This is a genomic window from Amycolatopsis sp. cmx-4-54, assembly GCF_046548895.1.
Lineage (GTDB): Bacteria > Actinomycetota > Actinomycetes > Mycobacteriales > Pseudonocardiaceae > Amycolatopsis.
Genome location: NZ_JAEBEJ010000021.1, coordinates 24509 through 41282 on the forward strand (window position 1 = coordinate 24509; position 16774 = coordinate 41282).

Below are 16774 nucleotides of genomic sequence, written 5' to 3' on the forward strand. Positions count from 1 at the left end.
GGGTCATCTCACGTCCGGCCCACCGGTCCGCTAGGGGATGCGCCTCTTCGAGTGCAGGAAGAAGCCGGCGACACCGATGAGGAGCAAACCGCCGAAGATCAGCAGCGGCACGAAACCGGTGTCCTGCGCGTCGGGCGCGGGGCCGCCGTCGCCGCGGGGCATCACTTGGGCGTTGTAGCCGCCGGCCTTGCCCTCCTGGGCGTACGGCGAGTTCGCGAGCATGGCGCCGTACCGGCCGGAGACGGTCTTCTGGTACTCCGCGAGGGTGGCCGAGGCACCGTTCGCGTAGCCGCTGGCGCCCGAGTCGAGCAGGGTCACCCGGCCGTCGCGCAGCGCGTACCAGGCGTCGACCTGGGGTTCGTGGAGCAGCGTCGCGCCGGCGGGCAGTCTCTTGGCCAGTTCGCTTTCGCGGTCGCCCGAGGCGATGTTGCCGACGCGCCAGACACCGTCGTCGCCGCGGACCGACCAGACCGTCGCGGTCCGCCCGTCCGACGCCGTCACCGGCACCGCGACGTAGGCGAGCCGCCCGGCGACCGCGCCGTCACCGGCGACGAAATCCCTCGAAAGCTCGTAAACGGGGAAGGATTCGTCGACGACGCTCACCGTCGGCGTCTGACCCGATTCACCCGTCTGTGTGAAAAAGCGACCGATTTCGGCACGCAGCGTGGGGTCGTCGGCAGCCGCCTTCGCGGCCGCGAGTTCTTCACCGGACAAGTGGTCCGCACGCGCTCCGGGCGCCGAGACCAGCAGTGCGACCGCGACCAGCCCGGCGAGCCCGAGGAACCGTCGCGCGCTCATCGCCGGATCCCGGTCAGGGTGTGGGTCCAGGTGAAGGACTTGTTCGCCGAGTAGAAGTCGTAGGTCGACCAGTTGTAGCGGTTGCCGGTCGGCAGTGGATCCCCCCACGAGATCCACTTCCGGCCGGTGTCGTGGCCGTAGAGGACGTGCATGTGGCCGCCGCCCGCGGCCCAGCCGACCCGGGTCTGGACCGGCCTGCCCTCGCCGGTCTGCGCCTGGACGGCGGCGTAGGGGATGCGGCCCTCGAGGTAGTTCCCCGGTGCGGAGAAGCCGAGCTTGCCGAAGGCGCGCCGGACGTCGCCCAGCGTTCCCGGCTTGTCGGCGCACTCCCGGCGTCGCTCGTCGTGGGCGATCCGGCAGAATTGGTTCTGAGTGACGGTCACGCCGTGGTGTGCCGCGATGGTGTTGCCGGAAGCCACCCAGCACCACTGGGACTTTTCCTGCGCCTGCATGGCGATGGGGTGCTGGCGGGCAGGCGGCGACGGCAGCGCGCTCGCCGGGGTCTGGATCGCCAGCCACGCGGCGAGACTCGCGGCGCCGGCGGCGCAAAACCTCCTCGAGAACACAGGCACGACGGGCCTCCTGGTCACCATGGCGAACCAATGTGGTCACAACGGTGAACAGCAGGCTCACACAGAGCAAGATGGGCACTCGGCGGAACGGACCGTTCCGGGGCGTTTCCACACCCCGGAACGGTCACTCTTCCGGGGTCAACCACCCCGAACGGGGGACGTAGTGTTCACAGTGCGCTGCTAACGTGAACGTTCCGCGGTGTTCACGCTCAGCGCACACACTGGTCTGGTGAAGGGACGAGCGGTGACACGAGACGGTGCCGATACGTTCTCGGTGGGAAAGCCCGCCTCGAACGATGACACCCCGACGATCATCGACGGCACGCGCCGTCAACCGCTCGAAGCCTTGCCCAAAGAACTCGTCGAGGCCCTCCGCAGCGGCGAATTCCACCACGCGCTCCGGCAGGCGATCGCCTACCGCGGTCTGTCGCTCGCCCGGCTCCGCGCCCACCTCGGGCTCCGCGGTGTCCAAATCGGACAGTCGACGTTGAGCTACTGGCAGCGCGGATTGCGGCAACCGGAGGTACCCAAGGCGCTCCCCGCGGTACGCGCGCTGGAATCGGTGCTGCAACTGCCCGCCGACGCGCTCGTCGTGCTGATCGGCCCGCGGACGGCGCGGGCGCGCGGGCACCAGATGGCCGCGTCGTTCCACGACATCCGGTCCGGCGACATGGGCTCGATCGTCGACCAGCTGCTGGCCGAACTGGGCGCGTACCCGTCGTCCAACCGCTACAACGCCGACCTCGAGATGCTCTCGGTGCACGACACGATCACCTTCGACGCCGCGCACCGGCAGGTCGGCCTCCAGACCCGGCTGGTGTGCCGGGCCCGGCGGCACGGCCCGGACCGGTACGTCACCGTCTACAACGGCGACCCCGGCTGCAATATCGGCGACGTCGAGCTGATCACCGCCGAGGGCTGCCGGGTCGGCCGGATCCGGCGCAACGCCGGAGCCGAGACGATGGCCACCGAGCTGCTCTTCGACCGGAAGCTCGCCGAGGGCGAGATCCACGTGTTCTGCTTCGAGGTCCGCGACGACTCCGGCACCGCGTCGCCGGGATACTTCCGGATGCTGCGGGACCAGTGCTCGAGCTACCTGGTGCAGCTGAAGTTCGCGCTCGGCGCGCTGCCCGCCCGCTGCACCCGGCAGTTCCGGACGCGTGACGACGCCGTACCCGTCGAGTCCGAGGAGCTGCCCCTCGACATGGGCGGCGTGACCAGCGGTTTCTTCAGCGACGCCGGGCCGGGGCTGGCCGGCATCGAGGTCGAGTGGCGCTAGCGCGTGCGATGAAAGGCCCCTTCATTGCAGAATTTGCCATGAAGGGGCCTTTCATCGCAGCCGTCAGTACCGGTAGTGGTCGGTCTTGAACGGACCTTCGACGTCCACGTCGATGTACTCGGCCTGGTCCTTGGTCAGCTTCGTGAGCTCACCGCCGAGCGCGTCGAGGTGGATCTTCGCGACCTTCTCGTCGAGCTTCTTCGGGAGGCGGAAGACCTCCTTGTCGTACTCCTCGTGCTTGGTGAACAGCTCGATCTGCGCGATCACCTGGTTGGAGAAGCTGTTCGACATCACGAACGACGGGTGCCCGGTCGCGTTGCCCAGGTTCAGCAGGCGGCCCTCGGACAGCACGATGATGCTCTTGCCATCGGGGAAGACCCACTCGTCGACCTGCGGCTTGATGTTGATGCGCCGGATGCCCGGGTAACGCTGCAGGCCGGCCATGTCGAGCTCGTTGTCGAAGTGACCGATGTTGCCCAGGATCGCCTGGTGCTTCATCTTCGCCATGTGCTCGACGAGCACGACGTCCTTGTTGCCGGTCGTGGTGATGATGAGGTCGGCCTCGCCGAGGACGTTCTCCAGCTTCTTGACCTGGTAGCCGTCCATCGCCGCCTGCAGCGCGCAGATCGGGTCGATCTCGGTGACGATCACCCGCGCGCCCTGGCCGCGCAGCGATTCCGCGGCACCCTTGCCGACGTCACCGTAACCGCAGACGACCGCGACCTTGCCGCCGATGAGGACGTCGGTGCCGCGGTTGATGCCGTCGATCAGCGAATGCCGGATGCCGTAGCGGTTGTCGAACTTCGACTTGGTCACCGCGTCGTTCACGTTGATCGCCGGGAACAGCAGCTCACCGGCCGCGGCGAGCTGGTAGAGCCGCAGCACGCCGGTGGTGGTCTCCTCGGTGACCCCGCGGACGCCTTCGCCGATCTTGGTCCATTTGCCGGTGTCGGCCGCGACGGAGGCGCTCAGCAGCTGCAGGAACACGCGGAACTCGTCGGAGGTGTTCTCGTCCGGGGCGGGGACGACCCCGGCCTTCTCGAACTCGGTTCCCTTGTGCACCAGCATGGTGGCGTCGCCGCCGTCGTCGAGGATCATGTTGGGACCCTCACCGTCCCAGGTCAGCATCCGCTCGGTGCACCACCAGTACTCCTCCAGCGACTCGCCTTTCCAGGCGAACACCGGGACACCCTTGGGCTCCTCGGCGGTGCCGTGCGGGCCGACGACGACCGCCGCGGCGGCGTGGTCCTGGGTGGAGAAGATGTTGCAGGAGGCCCAGCGCACCTCCGCGCCCAGCGCGACGAGGGTCTCGATCAGGACCGCGGTCTGTACGGTCATGTGCAGTGAGCCCGAAACCCGGGCTCCCCGCAGGGGGAAGACCTCGGCGTACTCGCGGCGCAGCGCCATCAGGCCAGGCATCTCGTGCTCGGCGAGGCGGATCTCCTTGCGGCCGAACTCGGCGGCCTCGAGATCGGCGACGGCGAACTCGATGCCGTTGCGGGTGTCGTGCCGCTTGGCAACGCTTTCGGGGGTCATATGCGCGCTTCCTCCAAGGTTGGATGACATCGGAACAGTACCGTTGTCGGCTCAAAGCCCACTGGAACGGTTTGGAGGCCTCCACCGTGGTCATGCCGGGTCCCGATACCCGCGTCGTCGAAATACGCGTACCCGGGCTGGTCGGCACGAGCGGTGAAAGCCTGCTGGACTCGACGTCCGTGGTCGACGTCGCGGGCGACGGGATCGGCAGGCTGATCCGGCCGTCGGACCGGCTGCGCCGTCCCGCTCCCGGTCCGGTGCTGCCCGCGCTCGGCCGTTCGATCCCGCGCATCCTCGAAGGCTACCTGTGGAGCGGGATGACCTCCGGAGGCGCCGCGAAGGCGACCTGGGCGTTGCTGTTCCCGTTCTCGCTGGCGAACGTCGCGCATTGGATGCTCCCGCCGGTCCCGGAGGGCAAACGTTCCGCGGCGCTGCTCGGCAGGGCCTGCCGGGGGCTGCTGCGGGTGGCGTCGCTGCTGCTGACGATGTTGCTGATCAGCCAGCTCGCCGTGGTCTCGCTCGACCTTTTCGCCGCGCAGTGCCTCGCGCCCGGTTCGACCTGTCTCGAAGGAGCGCCGTCGTTCCTGCGGGACTTCGCGCCACTGCGGACGGCGATCGGGGTGCTGCCGCTGCTGGCGCTGATCTTCGTGCTCGACCGGATCCCGTCGTCGGACTGGCGGTCGCGGAACAGGCTGCACCGCGTCCCCAGTTCGAGCCCGCTGCAACCGCAGGACCTGCCGCGGACGCCGGGCCTGCGCACCCTCCACACCGTCGCCGCCCTGACCTGTGTCGCGCTTCCGTTGCTCGGCGGGCCGTTCCGGTTGCCGTCCCCGACGTTCGACCTGATCGTCTGGATCTGCGCGCTGGCGCTCGTGCTCGCCACGCTGGTGGCCTCGACGGTCGGTTTCTCGGCCGGGCCGGTGATCCGGGGCGGACTGATCGGCGTCGCCGTCGCCCTGGTCGGGATCGCCGTCATGCGCCGGACTCCGCTGCCCGCGGGGCTCCCTGGCGGCGGACTCGGCGGAGCGGACGGGACGGTCGAGGCACTGGGGGCGGCGATGGTCGCGGTGACCGTGCTGTTCGCGCTGATCCTCGTCCCGGCGGCCCTGCTCGGACGGCCGACGTGGAAACACCTGCCGCACCGGCTCCGGCCCTGGCTCGGCGGGTGGGCGGCGGCGCCGGTCGTCGCGCTGGCCGGTCTGCTCGGCGGCGGCTTCGGCGCCGGGCTCGCGGTCGCGCTGCGGCAGCTGGTCGGCGCGAGCGACCTCCGGCTGCCCGACACCTACGCGCTCGTGACCGTGCTGTGGGGTGCCGGTCTCGCGCTCGCCGTCGTGCTCGGTGTGCTGGGCTTCGCGGTCGCCGTCCCGCTGCGACGGCTGCGCCGCGGCATCCCGAAGATCGTCGCGCTGATGGAGATCGACAAGGCGCAGGAAGAGGAAGCCGCGAGCGCCTGGGCCCGCGCGTCGTGGGAACGCAAGCATCTGCACCATCTCGCGCTCACGGTGGCGCTGGCGATGGCGGCGGGCGGCGGGGCGCTCCTGGTGCTGCGCTTCGGTTTCGGCCCGCTGCCGGACTGGTTCAAGCCTCTCTCCGCGATCGGCGTGTTCGCACTGGGCGCGATGGCGGCCGGGCTGCTGCGCGTCGTGTTCGCCGCCGCGACGACCCCCAAACGCAGCCGTCACCTCGGCGCGCTGGCGGATCTCGTGTGCTTCTGGCCGCGTGCCGCCCATCCGACCGTGCCACCGAGTTACGCGCTCAAGGTCGTCCCGGAACTCGCGGACCGGGTCAAGGAACATCTGGCCGATCCGGGCACCCGGGTCGTGCTCTCCGGATACAACCTCGGCAGCCTGCTGACCGTGCTCGCCGCGGCCCGCGTGATCGCCGATCTCCCGCCGGAGGACCGCGACCGGGTCGGGCTGCTGACCGCGGGGTCGCCGCTGCAATGGGGTTACCAGCGCGCCTTCCCCGCGATGCTGCCGCAGGCGCAGCTGGCCGGACTGTACGAAGACCTCGACGGCCGCTGGCGCGCGCTGTGCCGCGGCACGGACATCTTCGGCGGCGGCGTCACCACGTGGCGGCATCGCGTGGTGTCCGGGAAACTGCTGGGCGACGGCTACCTGCCCGGCGGCGGGACCGGGCCGCTGGCCGCCGAGGCCGACGATCAGGGCGTCCTGGTGCTCGGCGGCGACCACTGGCTGCCCGACCCGATGCGCGGGCCGACCGGGCGGCACCGCTGGGCGCCCGGGGTCCTCAAGCACACGGACTACGTCGTCGACGCCGAATGGGACAACGCCGTCGCGATGGCCGCCGGTCTCGGCAGGCCTCGCCCGAAGAACCCTTGGGGCGAGCAGGGATCGCTGTTCGGGGACTTCCCGCAGATGCGCTGAAGCGCGTGAAGGCCCCCTTCCCTCGGCTCAGGGAAGGGGGCCTTCACGCGCGCTTGGCTAGCTTCAGTCGGTCTTGCCGCGGCGCACGCGCAGCAGCACCAGGACGCCGGCACCGGCCAGGACCAGCAGGCCACCGGCCCACAGCAGCCAGGCGTTGTTGAAACCGGTGTCCGCGAGGCCGCCACCGTTGCCGCCGTTACCGCCGACGTTCGGGGCGGGAACAGCGGTGCTCGACGGAGCGGAGGTCTCGGACGGCTTGTCCGTGGTGGTCGGCGCGGTCGTCGGCGGCTTGGCCGTCGAGGTCTTCGTCGGCTCGCTCGGCTTCGTCGGCTCGGTCGGCTTGGTCTTCTTCTCGCCGCAGGCGAACCAGTGGCTGATGTCGGCCTGCTTGCCGCCGCCGTTCATCGGCGAGCGCAGCTTCTCCCACGGCGGGGTCTTGGCGAGACCGCGCTTGCCGGGTTCGTAGATGTTGTAGCCGTCGCCGCCCTTGACCACGATCGCGGTCACGGTGACGCCTTCACCGACCGCGGTGATGTTGAGGTACTTGTCCTTCTCCGTGCCACCGGTGAAGGTCAGGTCCTTGGTCGAGATCTCGGTGCCCGGCAGCTTCGCCTTCTCACAGGTGCTGACGTTCTTCGGCGTCGGGATCGCGCGGGGGTCGTCGGTGTGGCACGCGAGCGCGGTGCCCGTGACGCCGAGCAGGGCGGCCGTCGCCAGCGCGACGACGGTGACAGCGGAGCGGACACGCCGTCCGGAAATGATCTGCATTCGGAGCTCTCCTGTACCGATCGGGGGACAAACGAGAGAAGTGCGGTTGCCTCTTCTGAGGGACGAAGGTCAACTCGCGGTGCTTCTACACGAGTCCCGTTCACCCGTCGGGGTGAGGCAGAGCCCGGACGCTATCGCACACCGATTTCACACGAGAACCGGGGGTCCCGACAAAACGGCCCACCATCCACAAAGGAATGGTGGGCCGCCGAAACGAGAATGATCAGTCCGAAACGGACGTCGGCACCTCGCCCTTGTTCTGCTTGCCGAGCAGTGACCGGCGACGGCTGTAGGCGAAGTAGATGACGACGCCCAGCGCCATCCACGCCAGGAAGCGCAGCCAGGTGAGCACGGTCAGGTTCAGCATCAGCCACAGGCAGGCGACGATCGCCAGGATCGGGATCACCGGAACCCACGGCACCCGGAAGGCGCGGGGCAGATCGGGCCGGGTCTTGCGCAGCACCAGCACACCCGCCGAGACCAGAACGAAGGCGAACAGCGTCCCGACGTTGACCATTTCCTCGAGTTTGTCGGCCGGGAAGAACGTCGCCGCGACCGCGACCAGCCCGCCGACGACGATGGTCGCGCGTTTCGGGGTCCCGTTCGGGCCGGTCTTCGCCAGGCCGCGCGGCATCAGGCCGTCACGCGACATCGCGAAGATGATCCGGATCTGGCCGAGCATCAGCACCATGACGACGGTGGTCAGACCGGCGAGGGCGCCGACGGAGATGATGTTGGCCGCCCAGTCGACGCCGTTGACCGCGAACGCGGACGCGAGCGTCTTCTTGCCGCCGTCACCCGCCGTGGTGGCGAGCTCCTTGTAGTTCACCATGCCGACGACCACGAGCGACACGGCGACGTACAGCACCGTGACGATGGCGAGCGAGCCGAAGATGCCGCGGGGCACGGCCTTCTGCGGGTTGCGGGTCTCCTCGGCGGTGGTCGCGACGATGTCGAACCCGATGAACGCGAAGAACACCAGCGACGCGGCGGCCAGCAGGCCGAAGACGCCGAACGCGCTGCTGCCGCCACCGGCGATCAGCGAGAACAGCGACTGGTCGACGCCGGTCGACGCCGACTCCGCGGCGGGCTGGGCGTCCGGGACGAACGGGGTGTAGTTCGACCCCTTGATGTAGAAGATGCCCAGCACGATCACGAACAGCACCACCGCGACCTTGATCCCGGTGATCACCATGGAGAACCGCGAAGACAGCTTCGTGCCGACGGCGAGCAGCGTCGCGAGGACCAGCACCACGAGCAAGGCGCCCCAGTCGACCGGGATCGGGCCGAGCTCGAACGTCGTCTTCGTGCCCTTGCCGAAGATGTAGGAGAGCACGGTTTCGAGGTAGGCGGACCAGCCCTTCGAAACCGCGGCCGCGCCGACCGCGAGCTCCAGGATGAGGTCCCAGCCGATGATCCACGCCATGAACTCGCCGAACGTGGCATAGGAGAACGTGTACGCGCTCCCGGCCACCGGGACGGTCGACGCGAATTCCGCGTAACAGAGGGCGGCCAGCGCGCAGGCGATGGCCGCGAACACGAACGCGAGCGAGACCGACGGCCCCGCGAAGTCACCGGCCGTGCGCGCGGTGAGGGTGAAGATGCCGGCACCGATGACGACGGCGACGCCGAAGACGGTCAGGTCCCACGCGCCCAGGTTCCGCCTGAGCTTGGTCCCCGGTTCGTCGGTGTCCGCGATGGACTGCTCGATGGATTTCGTACGCCACAGACCGTTTCCGGGCACCCTTGACCTCCTACACCTGACTGCGGTTCAAGGGACCCTATCGCCCGGTCGTGTCGGCAGCGCGGTGGGAGAGCAACGAAGTAGCTGGAGTTCGTGGGGGTGATCGGCGCGGTACGGACAGTTGCGCCGAACGGCGGTCGCGGACCGTGCCCGCCCTTGACCGCGAGTTCGCCCTCCCCCCGTGCCATGAAAGGCCCCTTCCTTGCAAATTTCGCAAGGAAGGGGCCTTTCATGGCACGCGAAAGAGCGTGAAAGTCCCCTACGGCTCAGGCCAGCGCGCGGTCCAGGTCCGGCTCCAGATAGATCAACTTCGCCGTCGGCACCTTCGCCCGCACACGCGCTTCGGCGTCGTCGATGGCCTGCGCGATGTCCGCGGTCTCCAGCCCCGGTATCAGCGCGAGCTTCGCGGCCACCAGCATCTCGTCCGGGCCGATGTACAGCGTCCGGATGTGGATGACCCGCTCGACCTTGCCCGCGGCGAGTTCGTCGACGATCACGTCGAGGTCGGACTCGGAGGCGCCTTCGCCGATCAGCAGGCTCTTCATCTCGATGATCAGGATGATCGCGATGACGCCGAGCAGCACACCGATCGTGACGGTGCCGATGCCGTCCCACACCGGGTTCCCGGTGACGACCGACAGCCCGACACCGGCGAGCGCGAACACCAGGCCGAACAGCGCGCCCGCGTCCTCCAGCAGGACCACCGGCAGCTCGGGCGTCTTGGCCTGGCGGATGAACGCCCACCAGCCCGCGTCGCCCTTGATCTTCTTCGATTCCTGGATCGCGGTGTAGAAGGAGTAACACTCCAGCCCGATCGCCACCACGAGGATGCCGACCGCCACCAGCGGTGACGTCAGCGCCTCGGGGTGCGAAATCTTGTGGATGCCCTCGTACAGCGCGAACACCGAGCCGAGGCTGAAGAGCATCAGCGCGACGATGAACGAGTAGAAGTACCGGTCCCGCCCGAAGCCGAACGGGTGGGTGCGGGTCGCCTTGCGCTGTGAGGTCTTCTGCCCGAGCAACAGGAGGCCCTGGTTCGAGGTGTCCGCGAGCGAGTGCACGGACTCGGCGAGCATCGAGGACGATCCGGTGATGAGGAAGCCGGTGAATTTCGCGACCGCGATGCCGGCGTTCGCCACGAGCGCGGCGATGATCGCCTTGGTTCCGCCACCTGCAGACACGTGCAACTCCCCAATGGTGTCCCGATATGCCGGGTTCGAAGGCTAGCAGTGCAGATAGGCCCGTACACGGCGGGCGGGACAGGTCACAGAATTGTCGGGCCTCCTCGCTAGTCTCGCCCCTTCATGACCTGGGGAGGTGCCCGTGCCGCGATTCGGCGTGCTCGGACCGCTGACGATCGAGAGCCCGCCCGGGCGGCGCACGACGCCGCGCGGCGAGCACCAGCGCGCCCTGCTGGCCGTCCTGCTGCTGAACGCGAACTCGTCCGTCCCGGTCGACGCCCTGGTCGAGACCCTCTGGCCGGGCACCCCGCCGAAGTCGTACTCCTCGAATCTGCACACGTACGTCTCCCGCCTGCGAGCCCGGTTCGAGGGGCTGGAGATCGAGCGGGATCCGCACGGCTACCGGCTGGTGGTCGAGCCCGCCGACCTCGATCTGCTGTCCTTCCGTGAAGCCGTCGCGGCGGGGAAGGCCGCGGCACGGGCGGGCGATCCGGCGGCTCGTGTTTCGGCGCACTACCGCCGGGCGCTGGCGGAGTGGCGCGGGCCGGTCCTGTCCGGACTGCACGTCCCCCGGCTCGACGCGGACATAGCCCGGCTCGAGTCGGAGCGGCTCGCCGCCTTCGAAGACTGTGTCGACGCCGAACTGTCCGACGGCAGGCACGGCGAGCTCGCCGGTGAACTTCAGGCGATGATCACCGAACATCCGCTGCGCGAGCGGCTGGCCGCGCAGCTGATGACCGCGCTGCACCGCGCCGGACGGCAGGCCGATTCCCTGGCCGTCCACCGCGACCTGCGCGCCACCCTCGTCGAGGAGCTCGGCGTGGAGCCCGGCGCCGAGGTCCGCCGGGTGCACGCCGCCGTGTTGCGCGGCGAGGATCCGGTGCCCCCGGCCAAGGCGGCGCCGGTGTTCCCGATCTGCCAGCTGCCGCCGGACATCGCGGATCTCGCCGGCCGCGAGAGCGAGATCGCGAAGCTCTCCGCGCTGCTCGGTGACGGCAAGGGCGTCCCGGTCGCGGTGATCACCGGCGAACCGGGGGCCGGCAAGTCCACACTCGCGGTCACCACCGCGCACAGGCTCCGCCGGTCCTTCCCGGACGGTCAGCTGTTCGTCCCGCTGGCGGGCGCCTCCGCCCCTCGCGAGCTCGCCGACGTCCTCGGCGACCTGTTGCGCGCGCTCGGCGTCACCGGCCCGGCCATCCCGGACGACGTCGAAGCCAGGGCGGCGGTCTATCGCGGCCGCCTCGCCGATCGGCGGGTCCTCGTGGTGCTCGACGACGCCGCGAGCCCCGAGCAGGTTCGCGCGCTGCTGCCGGGAACGCCGGGCAGCGCGGTCCTGATCACCAGCAGGCGGCGGCTTTCCGGGCTCGCGGGGGCGGATCGGCTGCATCTCGCGCCGTTGTCCGGTGCCGAGGCGGTGACCCTGCTGGCGCGGCTGGCCGGGCCGGACCGGGTCGGCGCCGAACGCGCGGACGCGGAACGCATCGCCAAGGCCTGCGGCAATCTCCCGCTGGCGTTGCGGATCGCCGGCAGCAGGCTCGCGATGCGGCCCGGTCTGCCGCTCGGGAAGCTCGCCGGGAAACTGGAGGACGAGGTCTCGCGCCTCGACGAACTCCAGGTCAGCGATCTCCAGGTCCGCGGCAGTATCGCGTTGAGCTATCAGGCATTGAGCCCGGCGGCGCGGCGCGCGTTCCGGCTGATCGGCCGCTGCCGCGCCCTCGACCTGCCCGCGTGGGCGGTGTCGACGCTGATCGACAGTGCCGATGGCGACGACGCCGACGAGGCCATCGACGAACTCGTCGAGGCCAGCCTGCTCGAAGCCACCGGTCTCGATCCGACCGGCGAGCAGCGGTTCCGTGTCCACGACCTCGTGCGCGTGTTCGCCACGGAACTCGGCCGGGCGCTGGAGACCCACGCCGAGCGGGTGGCGACGGTCGCCAAGGTGTCGGACGCGGCGCTGTGCCTCGCCGACACGGCGGCCCGCCGACTGCCGAGGACGGTGCCGATGCCGTTGTCGGATCACGACGTGCCCGAGCAGCCGTTGGCCGGCGAATTGGTCGAGCGGCTGCTGCGCGACCCAGGCACCTGGTTCTCCGTGGAGCGGGCCAACCTGGTCGGCGCCGTCTCGTCGCTGTGCGCCGTCGGCTGGCGGCGGAAAGCGTTGCGGATACTGGAAAGGCTGAGCGCGTACCTGTACTTGCACAGTCATTACACCGATATGCGGACGGCGTACGAGACGCTGCGCGACGCCGCCCGCGAGGCCGGCGACAGGCATATCGTGGTCGTCGCCGAGGCGAATCTGGCGGTACTGCTGCACGTTCGCGGCGAGTACGAGCTCGCCGCCGAGGGCTACCGCGAATGTTCGAAGGAATTGGCGGAGCTGGGCGACATTTCCGCGCAGGCGTGGGTCGAGACGAATCTGGCGCGCTGCCTCGTCGGGCTCGGCAGGGCGGGCGAATCCCTGCACGCAGCGACCCAGGCCCGCGAACTGTCCACTGTGGAGGAAAGCGGAACGTACGCACGGCAGGCGGAGGCCGCGGCGTTGCACCGCCTCGGCAAGATCTCCGAGGCGCTGGAGATCGACAGGCGTAGCCTCGCACAGGCGCGCGAACGCGGCGACGAACGACAGCTGGGTGTTGCCCTGCAAGGACTTTCGTGGTCGCTGATGCTCGACGGCCGCCCGGAGGAGGCTTTGGCGACGATCGAGGAGTCGGTCCGCGTGCTGCGCCGGACGACGGCGGAATCGGCGCTGGCGAAGTCGTTGCGCACCCAGGGCGCGATCCTCGCGGGCGCCGGACGGCGGGACGACGCGGTGAAGGCTTACGAGAACGCGCGACGGCTGGCCGGAGCGCTCGAAGAACGACCGAGGGAGCTTTCCTGCACCCGCGCGATCGCCGCGAGCTGGATCGGCGACGGGCGGGCCGATCGTGCGATTCCCGTGCTGCGCCAGTGTCTTGACGAATTCCGCGCCATGGGCGGGAAGCCCGCGACGGCCCTCACCCTGCACGTGTTGCGCAGGGCGTACGAGGCCGTCGGGGAAACAAAGGCGGCCGAGGCGGCGGGCGAAGAGGCGAAGCGATTGGAAGTCCCCCACGACGCCAACGCTTCGACCCTCGTCCGGTTGCTGTTGTCGCTCACCGAACCCGCCCCGGCCTGACCGGGGGGTGCCCGACCCCTCAGACGGGCACCACCCGGAAGTCACCATCAGCCCGGGTTCACACCGCGGCGAGCCGTGGTTCGCGCCGTCCGGCGGAGAACCAGGCCAGGCCGATCACCAGCACGCCGTTGGCCGCGGCGCCCCACACCGGCGGCGCGGCGGGCCCGAGCCGCGCGACCGCGAAGACGTTGATCGGCCCGGCGACGGTCAGCATCACGCGGACGGGCTGGGTGCCCGTGACCACCAGCGCGGCCGTGAGCAGCACCTGCGCGCCGAGCGAGACGAGCACGACCAGCGGAAGGCGCAGCCTGCTCTCCGCGCCGGCGGCGAGGCCGTGCAGACCGGAACCCGCGGCCTTGACGGACTCGATCGTTTCGCCCGCCGGCCCCCGACAGCGCCTGCGCGGAGCCGACCAGCTCCTGACCGCTCGGCAGCGGGAGCACCAGGTCGACGACCGGGACGAGCACGGTCACCACGGCGGCTCCGAGCGCGGCGAGCGAGACGGTGGGGCGCGCGGAGACCGGCACCCGGTAAGCGCGTCCGCTCGCCGTGTCGGAATGGGAAGTCACTACTGCTGCTCCTTGGCTATCGACATCCGGGACGAGCCGACGCCAAGCGCCGGGTCACCCCTTCGGGCGATAGTTGCGGAACCCACCACACGGAACGCACACACTTCGGCCAAGCCCCGTACGCGGGTCTAAATGCGTCAGGGTCAGCAGGTGCCGGCGGTGGCGCGGAAGACCTGGGTGCGCTCCGCGGACAGCGGGCGCACGCGGGCCGCCGGGTCGGCGGCCGGGAGCCACACCGACTGGCCGCGGCGGAGTTCGACCTGCTCGCCGTCGTCCGCCGTCACCAGCAGGCCGCCGGCGGTGCACAGCAGGATCTGCGGGCCGACGTCGTGGACGGCGACCTCGCCGCCGTCCCCGGCCTCCCATTCGATCCGAGACAGCTCGAACTCCGGCGCGTCGGTGCGGTACACCGACATGCGCCGGTCCGAGGCAGGCTTTCCCGCCGAGGGCCCATCGGCACCGCCGCGTTCGCCGCTCTGGACCGGCATCTCTCCGCACGCGAAGTCGACGACGCGCAGCAGCTCCGGCACGTCGACGTGCTTCGGGGTCAGCCCGCAGCGCAGGATGTTGTCCGAGTTCGCCAGGATCTCGACGGCGGTGCCGTGCAGGTACAGGTGCAGGTTCCCGGCGGGCAGATAGATCGCCTCACCCGCGCTGAGGGTGAGCCGGTTGAGCAGCAGCGCCGCGAGCACCCCCGCGTCCCGGGGATGCGACTCGCCGAGTTCCAGGATGGTGCGGCATTCGCGGTCGAACTCGCCGCGTGCCCGAATGTGCTTCACACACGAATCGAGGACCTCGGGCAGCAATTCGTCGAGCGCCGCCTGCGGCAAGGTGATCCAGGTGGTGAACAGGGCCCGCAACCCGGCCGGATCCGGCTGGGCTTCCAGCAGCACCGCGTACTTCGCCAGCCCGGGCGTCTCGATCGCCTTCAGCAGCGAGATCGTGCGCTCCGGGTCGCGGAAGCCGGCCAGCGCGTGGAACTCGGTCAGCGCGCAGACGAGTTCCGGCTTCGCCGTCGGATCCGGGTAGTTGCGGTTCGAAGCGTCGCGCGGGATTCCCGCCGACTCCTCGCGCGCGTAGCCTTCCGCCGCCTGCGCGGCAGACGGGTGCGCCTGCATCGAAAGGGGCTCTTCGGCGGCGAGGATCTTCAGCAGGAACGGCAGCCTGCCGCCCCAGCGGCCGGCGCAGGTCGTGCCGAGCTGGCCGACCGGGTCGGCTTCGACGAGCTCCAGCAGGCTCCGCTCGGTGCCGTCCGGGCCGATGACGTGGGACGGGTCGCCCGGGTGGGCGCCCATCCACAGTTCCGCTTCCGGATGCGGCGCCGGCACCGGACGCCCCAGCAGCTCGGGGATCGTCGTTCTCGACCCCCACGCGTAGGGCCGCACGGCATTGCGCAGCAGCTCCACTGTCACCTCAACTCCTCGCCGGGCACGGGTGGTGCCGGCCCTCATTGCTTACGTCGCGCTCGGGACTCACGCCGTTGCGGGCGTGTACCTCCCGGCGCCGCCGATGCTGCCGACGGCCAGCCCCAGATAGACCGCGGCCAGCTCGAAACGGAGCGCGAGAACGGCCGCACGCACGATCTCGTCCGTTTCGATCTCTTCGGCCGGGGCGATCACGTCGCCGCCGGGCAGCAGGTCTTCCGCCTGATAGCGGGCCGCGTCGGCGGCGGGCCCAGTGCGAACTGCGAGGAGCAACACCCTCGGCGTCGCGACGGCCCCCTCCTCCGGGTCCGAGAAGATATCGCGATCCACGCCCCCGGACAACGCCGCCCGCCGCAAAGCGGGCCTGGCCAGCGCCTGGCGATAGTCCTCCACGTCACAGACGAGGGCGGCGTGCGCGGCGAACGCGTGGGCCGCGTGCTCGCCGACGGCGACCGCGACCGGGTCCAGCCCCCACAGCAGCGGCTGGCGCTCGGCCAGCTTCAGCGCCATCGCCTTGGCCGGGTTCGCGAACGAATCCCTGGCCAGGTAGTCCTTCTCGGCCTCCGCGTCGAGGTGGTCCGCGAGCTGCTCCAGATCGGCCACCAGCAGGCCGAGCGCGTTCGCGGTGAGCAGGGCGGCGGCGAGTCCGCGCGGGAACGCCATCTCCGGCGGGACCGGGAACCTCGGCGCGAGCAGCAGCCCCTTGCCCGCGACGGCGGCCGCGACGGGCCCTTCGTCGGGCGCGGACAGCACGACGGTCGCCCCGAAGCGGGCGGCGCGTTCCAAGGAGGCGGCCAGCTCGCGGTCACCGGCGTCGTCGGTATGCGCGAAGACCACGTCGAGCGCGCCGATCCAGCTCGGCACGACCTCGGCGACGACCACCGGCACCGGGCACGACGGGGCCAGGAGCGCGGCGACCAGCCGGGTCAGCGTCCGGCTGACGCCCGGCCGGTCGATCAGCACGAGTGAGCGCGGGCGCCCGACGTCCAAGCGATCGCTCAGCCCGAGTTCGGCCGCGGCTTCGGCGGTCGCCCGGACCTGGGCGCCCGCCATCGCGGCGGCACGGAGAAGCCCCGCGGTGTCGGCCTCGGCCAGCCTCGCGGGATCGTCGAGCAGGGAATCGTCAGGGACCGTCGGCATGAGCGCCATCCGGGGTCGTCGGCTCGGTGGCTTCGTCCAGCAACAGTACGGGGATTCCATCACGGACCGGATACACGCGACCGCATTCCGTGCAGGTCAGCGCGTCGGCTTCCGGGTCCGCCGTCGTTCCCGGCCGCAGCGGCGCGTGATCGGGGGACGGGCAGGCCAGGATCTCCAGCAACTGTGCGTCGAACGTGACGGCCATGGTTACTCCCTACCTGT

The 16774-nt window shown here is 70.3% G+C and carries 13 protein-coding genes; 3 read left to right on the plus strand and 10 right to left on the minus strand.

Translation table 11 applies throughout. The features are described from left to right. Positions 1–30 precede the first annotated feature (30 nt). Together ACLJQ7_RS40960 and ACLJQ7_RS40965 are read right to left on the minus strand one after the other, a co-directional pair. A complete protein-coding gene (locus ACLJQ7_RS40960) occupies positions 31–798 on the minus strand; it encodes a hypothetical protein (RefSeq protein ID WP_410653578.1) in 768 nt (255 codons plus the stop codon). Next, a complete protein-coding gene (locus tag ACLJQ7_RS40965; protein ID WP_410653634.1) occupies positions 795–1364 on the minus strand; it encodes a papain-like cysteine protease family protein in 570 nt (189 codons plus the stop codon). The genes ACLJQ7_RS40960 and ACLJQ7_RS40965 overlap by 4 nt, the downstream gene beginning before the upstream one ends. Before the next feature lie 250 nt (positions 1365–1614). Here ACLJQ7_RS40965 and ACLJQ7_RS40970 point away from each other — a divergent pair, with 250 nt between their 5' ends. Beyond that, the gene (locus tag ACLJQ7_RS40970; protein WP_410653579.1) at positions 1615–2649 is read left to right on the plus strand and encodes a hypothetical protein; all 1035 of its coding nucleotides are present in this window, start codon (positions 1615–1617) and stop codon (positions 2647–2649) included. Positions 2650–2712: 63 nt separating this feature from the next. Here the strand turns inward: ACLJQ7_RS40970 and ahcY are convergent, their stop codons facing one another. After that, positions 2713–4185 carry an adenosylhomocysteinase gene (ahcY, locus tag ACLJQ7_RS40975; RefSeq protein WP_410653580.1) on the minus strand — a complete coding sequence of 491 codons (1473 nt, stop codon included), beginning with the start codon at positions 4183–4185 and terminating at the stop codon, positions 2713–2715. 92 nt (positions 4186–4277) lie between these two features. Between ahcY and ACLJQ7_RS40980 the strand changes: the two genes are divergently transcribed. Further along, positions 4278–6572, plus strand: a complete 2295-nt coding sequence (locus ACLJQ7_RS40980; RefSeq protein ID WP_410653581.1) for a hypothetical protein — start codon at positions 4278–4280, stop codon at positions 6570–6572. 63 nt (positions 6573–6635) lie between these two features. Here ACLJQ7_RS40980 and ACLJQ7_RS40985 read toward each other — a convergent pair whose 3' ends face one another. From ACLJQ7_RS40985 to ACLJQ7_RS40995, 3 genes are all read right to left on the minus strand, one after another. Next, a complete protein-coding gene (locus ACLJQ7_RS40985; protein ID WP_410653582.1) occupies positions 6636–7340 on the minus strand; it encodes an LPXTG cell wall anchor domain-containing protein in 705 nt (234 codons plus the stop codon). A gap of 223 nt (positions 7341–7563) precedes the next feature. Next, the gene (locus ACLJQ7_RS40990; RefSeq protein WP_410653583.1) at positions 7564–9084 is read right to left on the minus strand and encodes an amino acid permease; all 1521 of its coding nucleotides are present in this window, start codon (positions 9082–9084) and stop codon (positions 7564–7566) included. 266 nt (positions 9085–9350) lie between these two features. Then, on the minus strand, positions 9351–10265 hold the full coding sequence (locus ACLJQ7_RS40995) for a cation diffusion facilitator family transporter (protein WP_410653584.1): 915 nt from the start codon (positions 10263–10265) through the stop codon (positions 9351–9353). A gap of 142 nt (positions 10266–10407) precedes the next feature. On the opposite strand from ACLJQ7_RS40995, the gene ACLJQ7_RS41000 reads away from it, so the two are divergent. Next, the gene (locus ACLJQ7_RS41000) at positions 10408–13419 is read left to right on the plus strand and encodes a BTAD domain-containing putative transcriptional regulator (RefSeq protein ID WP_410653585.1); all 3012 of its coding nucleotides are present in this window, start codon (positions 10408–10410) and stop codon (positions 13417–13419) included. 58 nt (positions 13420–13477) lie between these two features. On the opposite strand, the gene ACLJQ7_RS41005 is transcribed toward ACLJQ7_RS41000, so the two are convergent. The 4 genes from ACLJQ7_RS41005 to ACLJQ7_RS41020 all read right to left on the minus strand — a co-directional run bounded on the left by ACLJQ7_RS41005 (position 13478) and on the right by ACLJQ7_RS41020 (position 16757). Next, on the minus strand, positions 13478–13708 hold the full coding sequence (locus ACLJQ7_RS41005; protein WP_410653586.1) for a hypothetical protein: 231 nt from the start codon (positions 13706–13708) through the stop codon (positions 13478–13480). 423 nt (positions 13709–14131) lie between these two features. Then, entirely contained in the window at positions 14132–15394 is a 1263-nt protein-coding gene (gene manA / locus ACLJQ7_RS41010) for a mannose-6-phosphate isomerase, class I (protein WP_410653635.1), read from the minus strand. Positions 15395–15460: 66 nt separating this feature from the next. Next, complete coding sequence (locus ACLJQ7_RS41015; protein ID WP_410653587.1) at positions 15461–16552, minus strand: hypothetical protein; 1092 nt, start codon at positions 16550–16552, stop codon at positions 15461–15463. After that, a complete protein-coding gene (locus ACLJQ7_RS41020; RefSeq protein ID WP_240599820.1) occupies positions 16536–16757 on the minus strand; it encodes a Trm112 family protein in 222 nt (73 codons plus the stop codon). Before ACLJQ7_RS41020 ends, ACLJQ7_RS41015 begins: the two co-directional genes overlap by 17 nt. Positions 16758–16774: the final 17 nt, after the last annotated feature.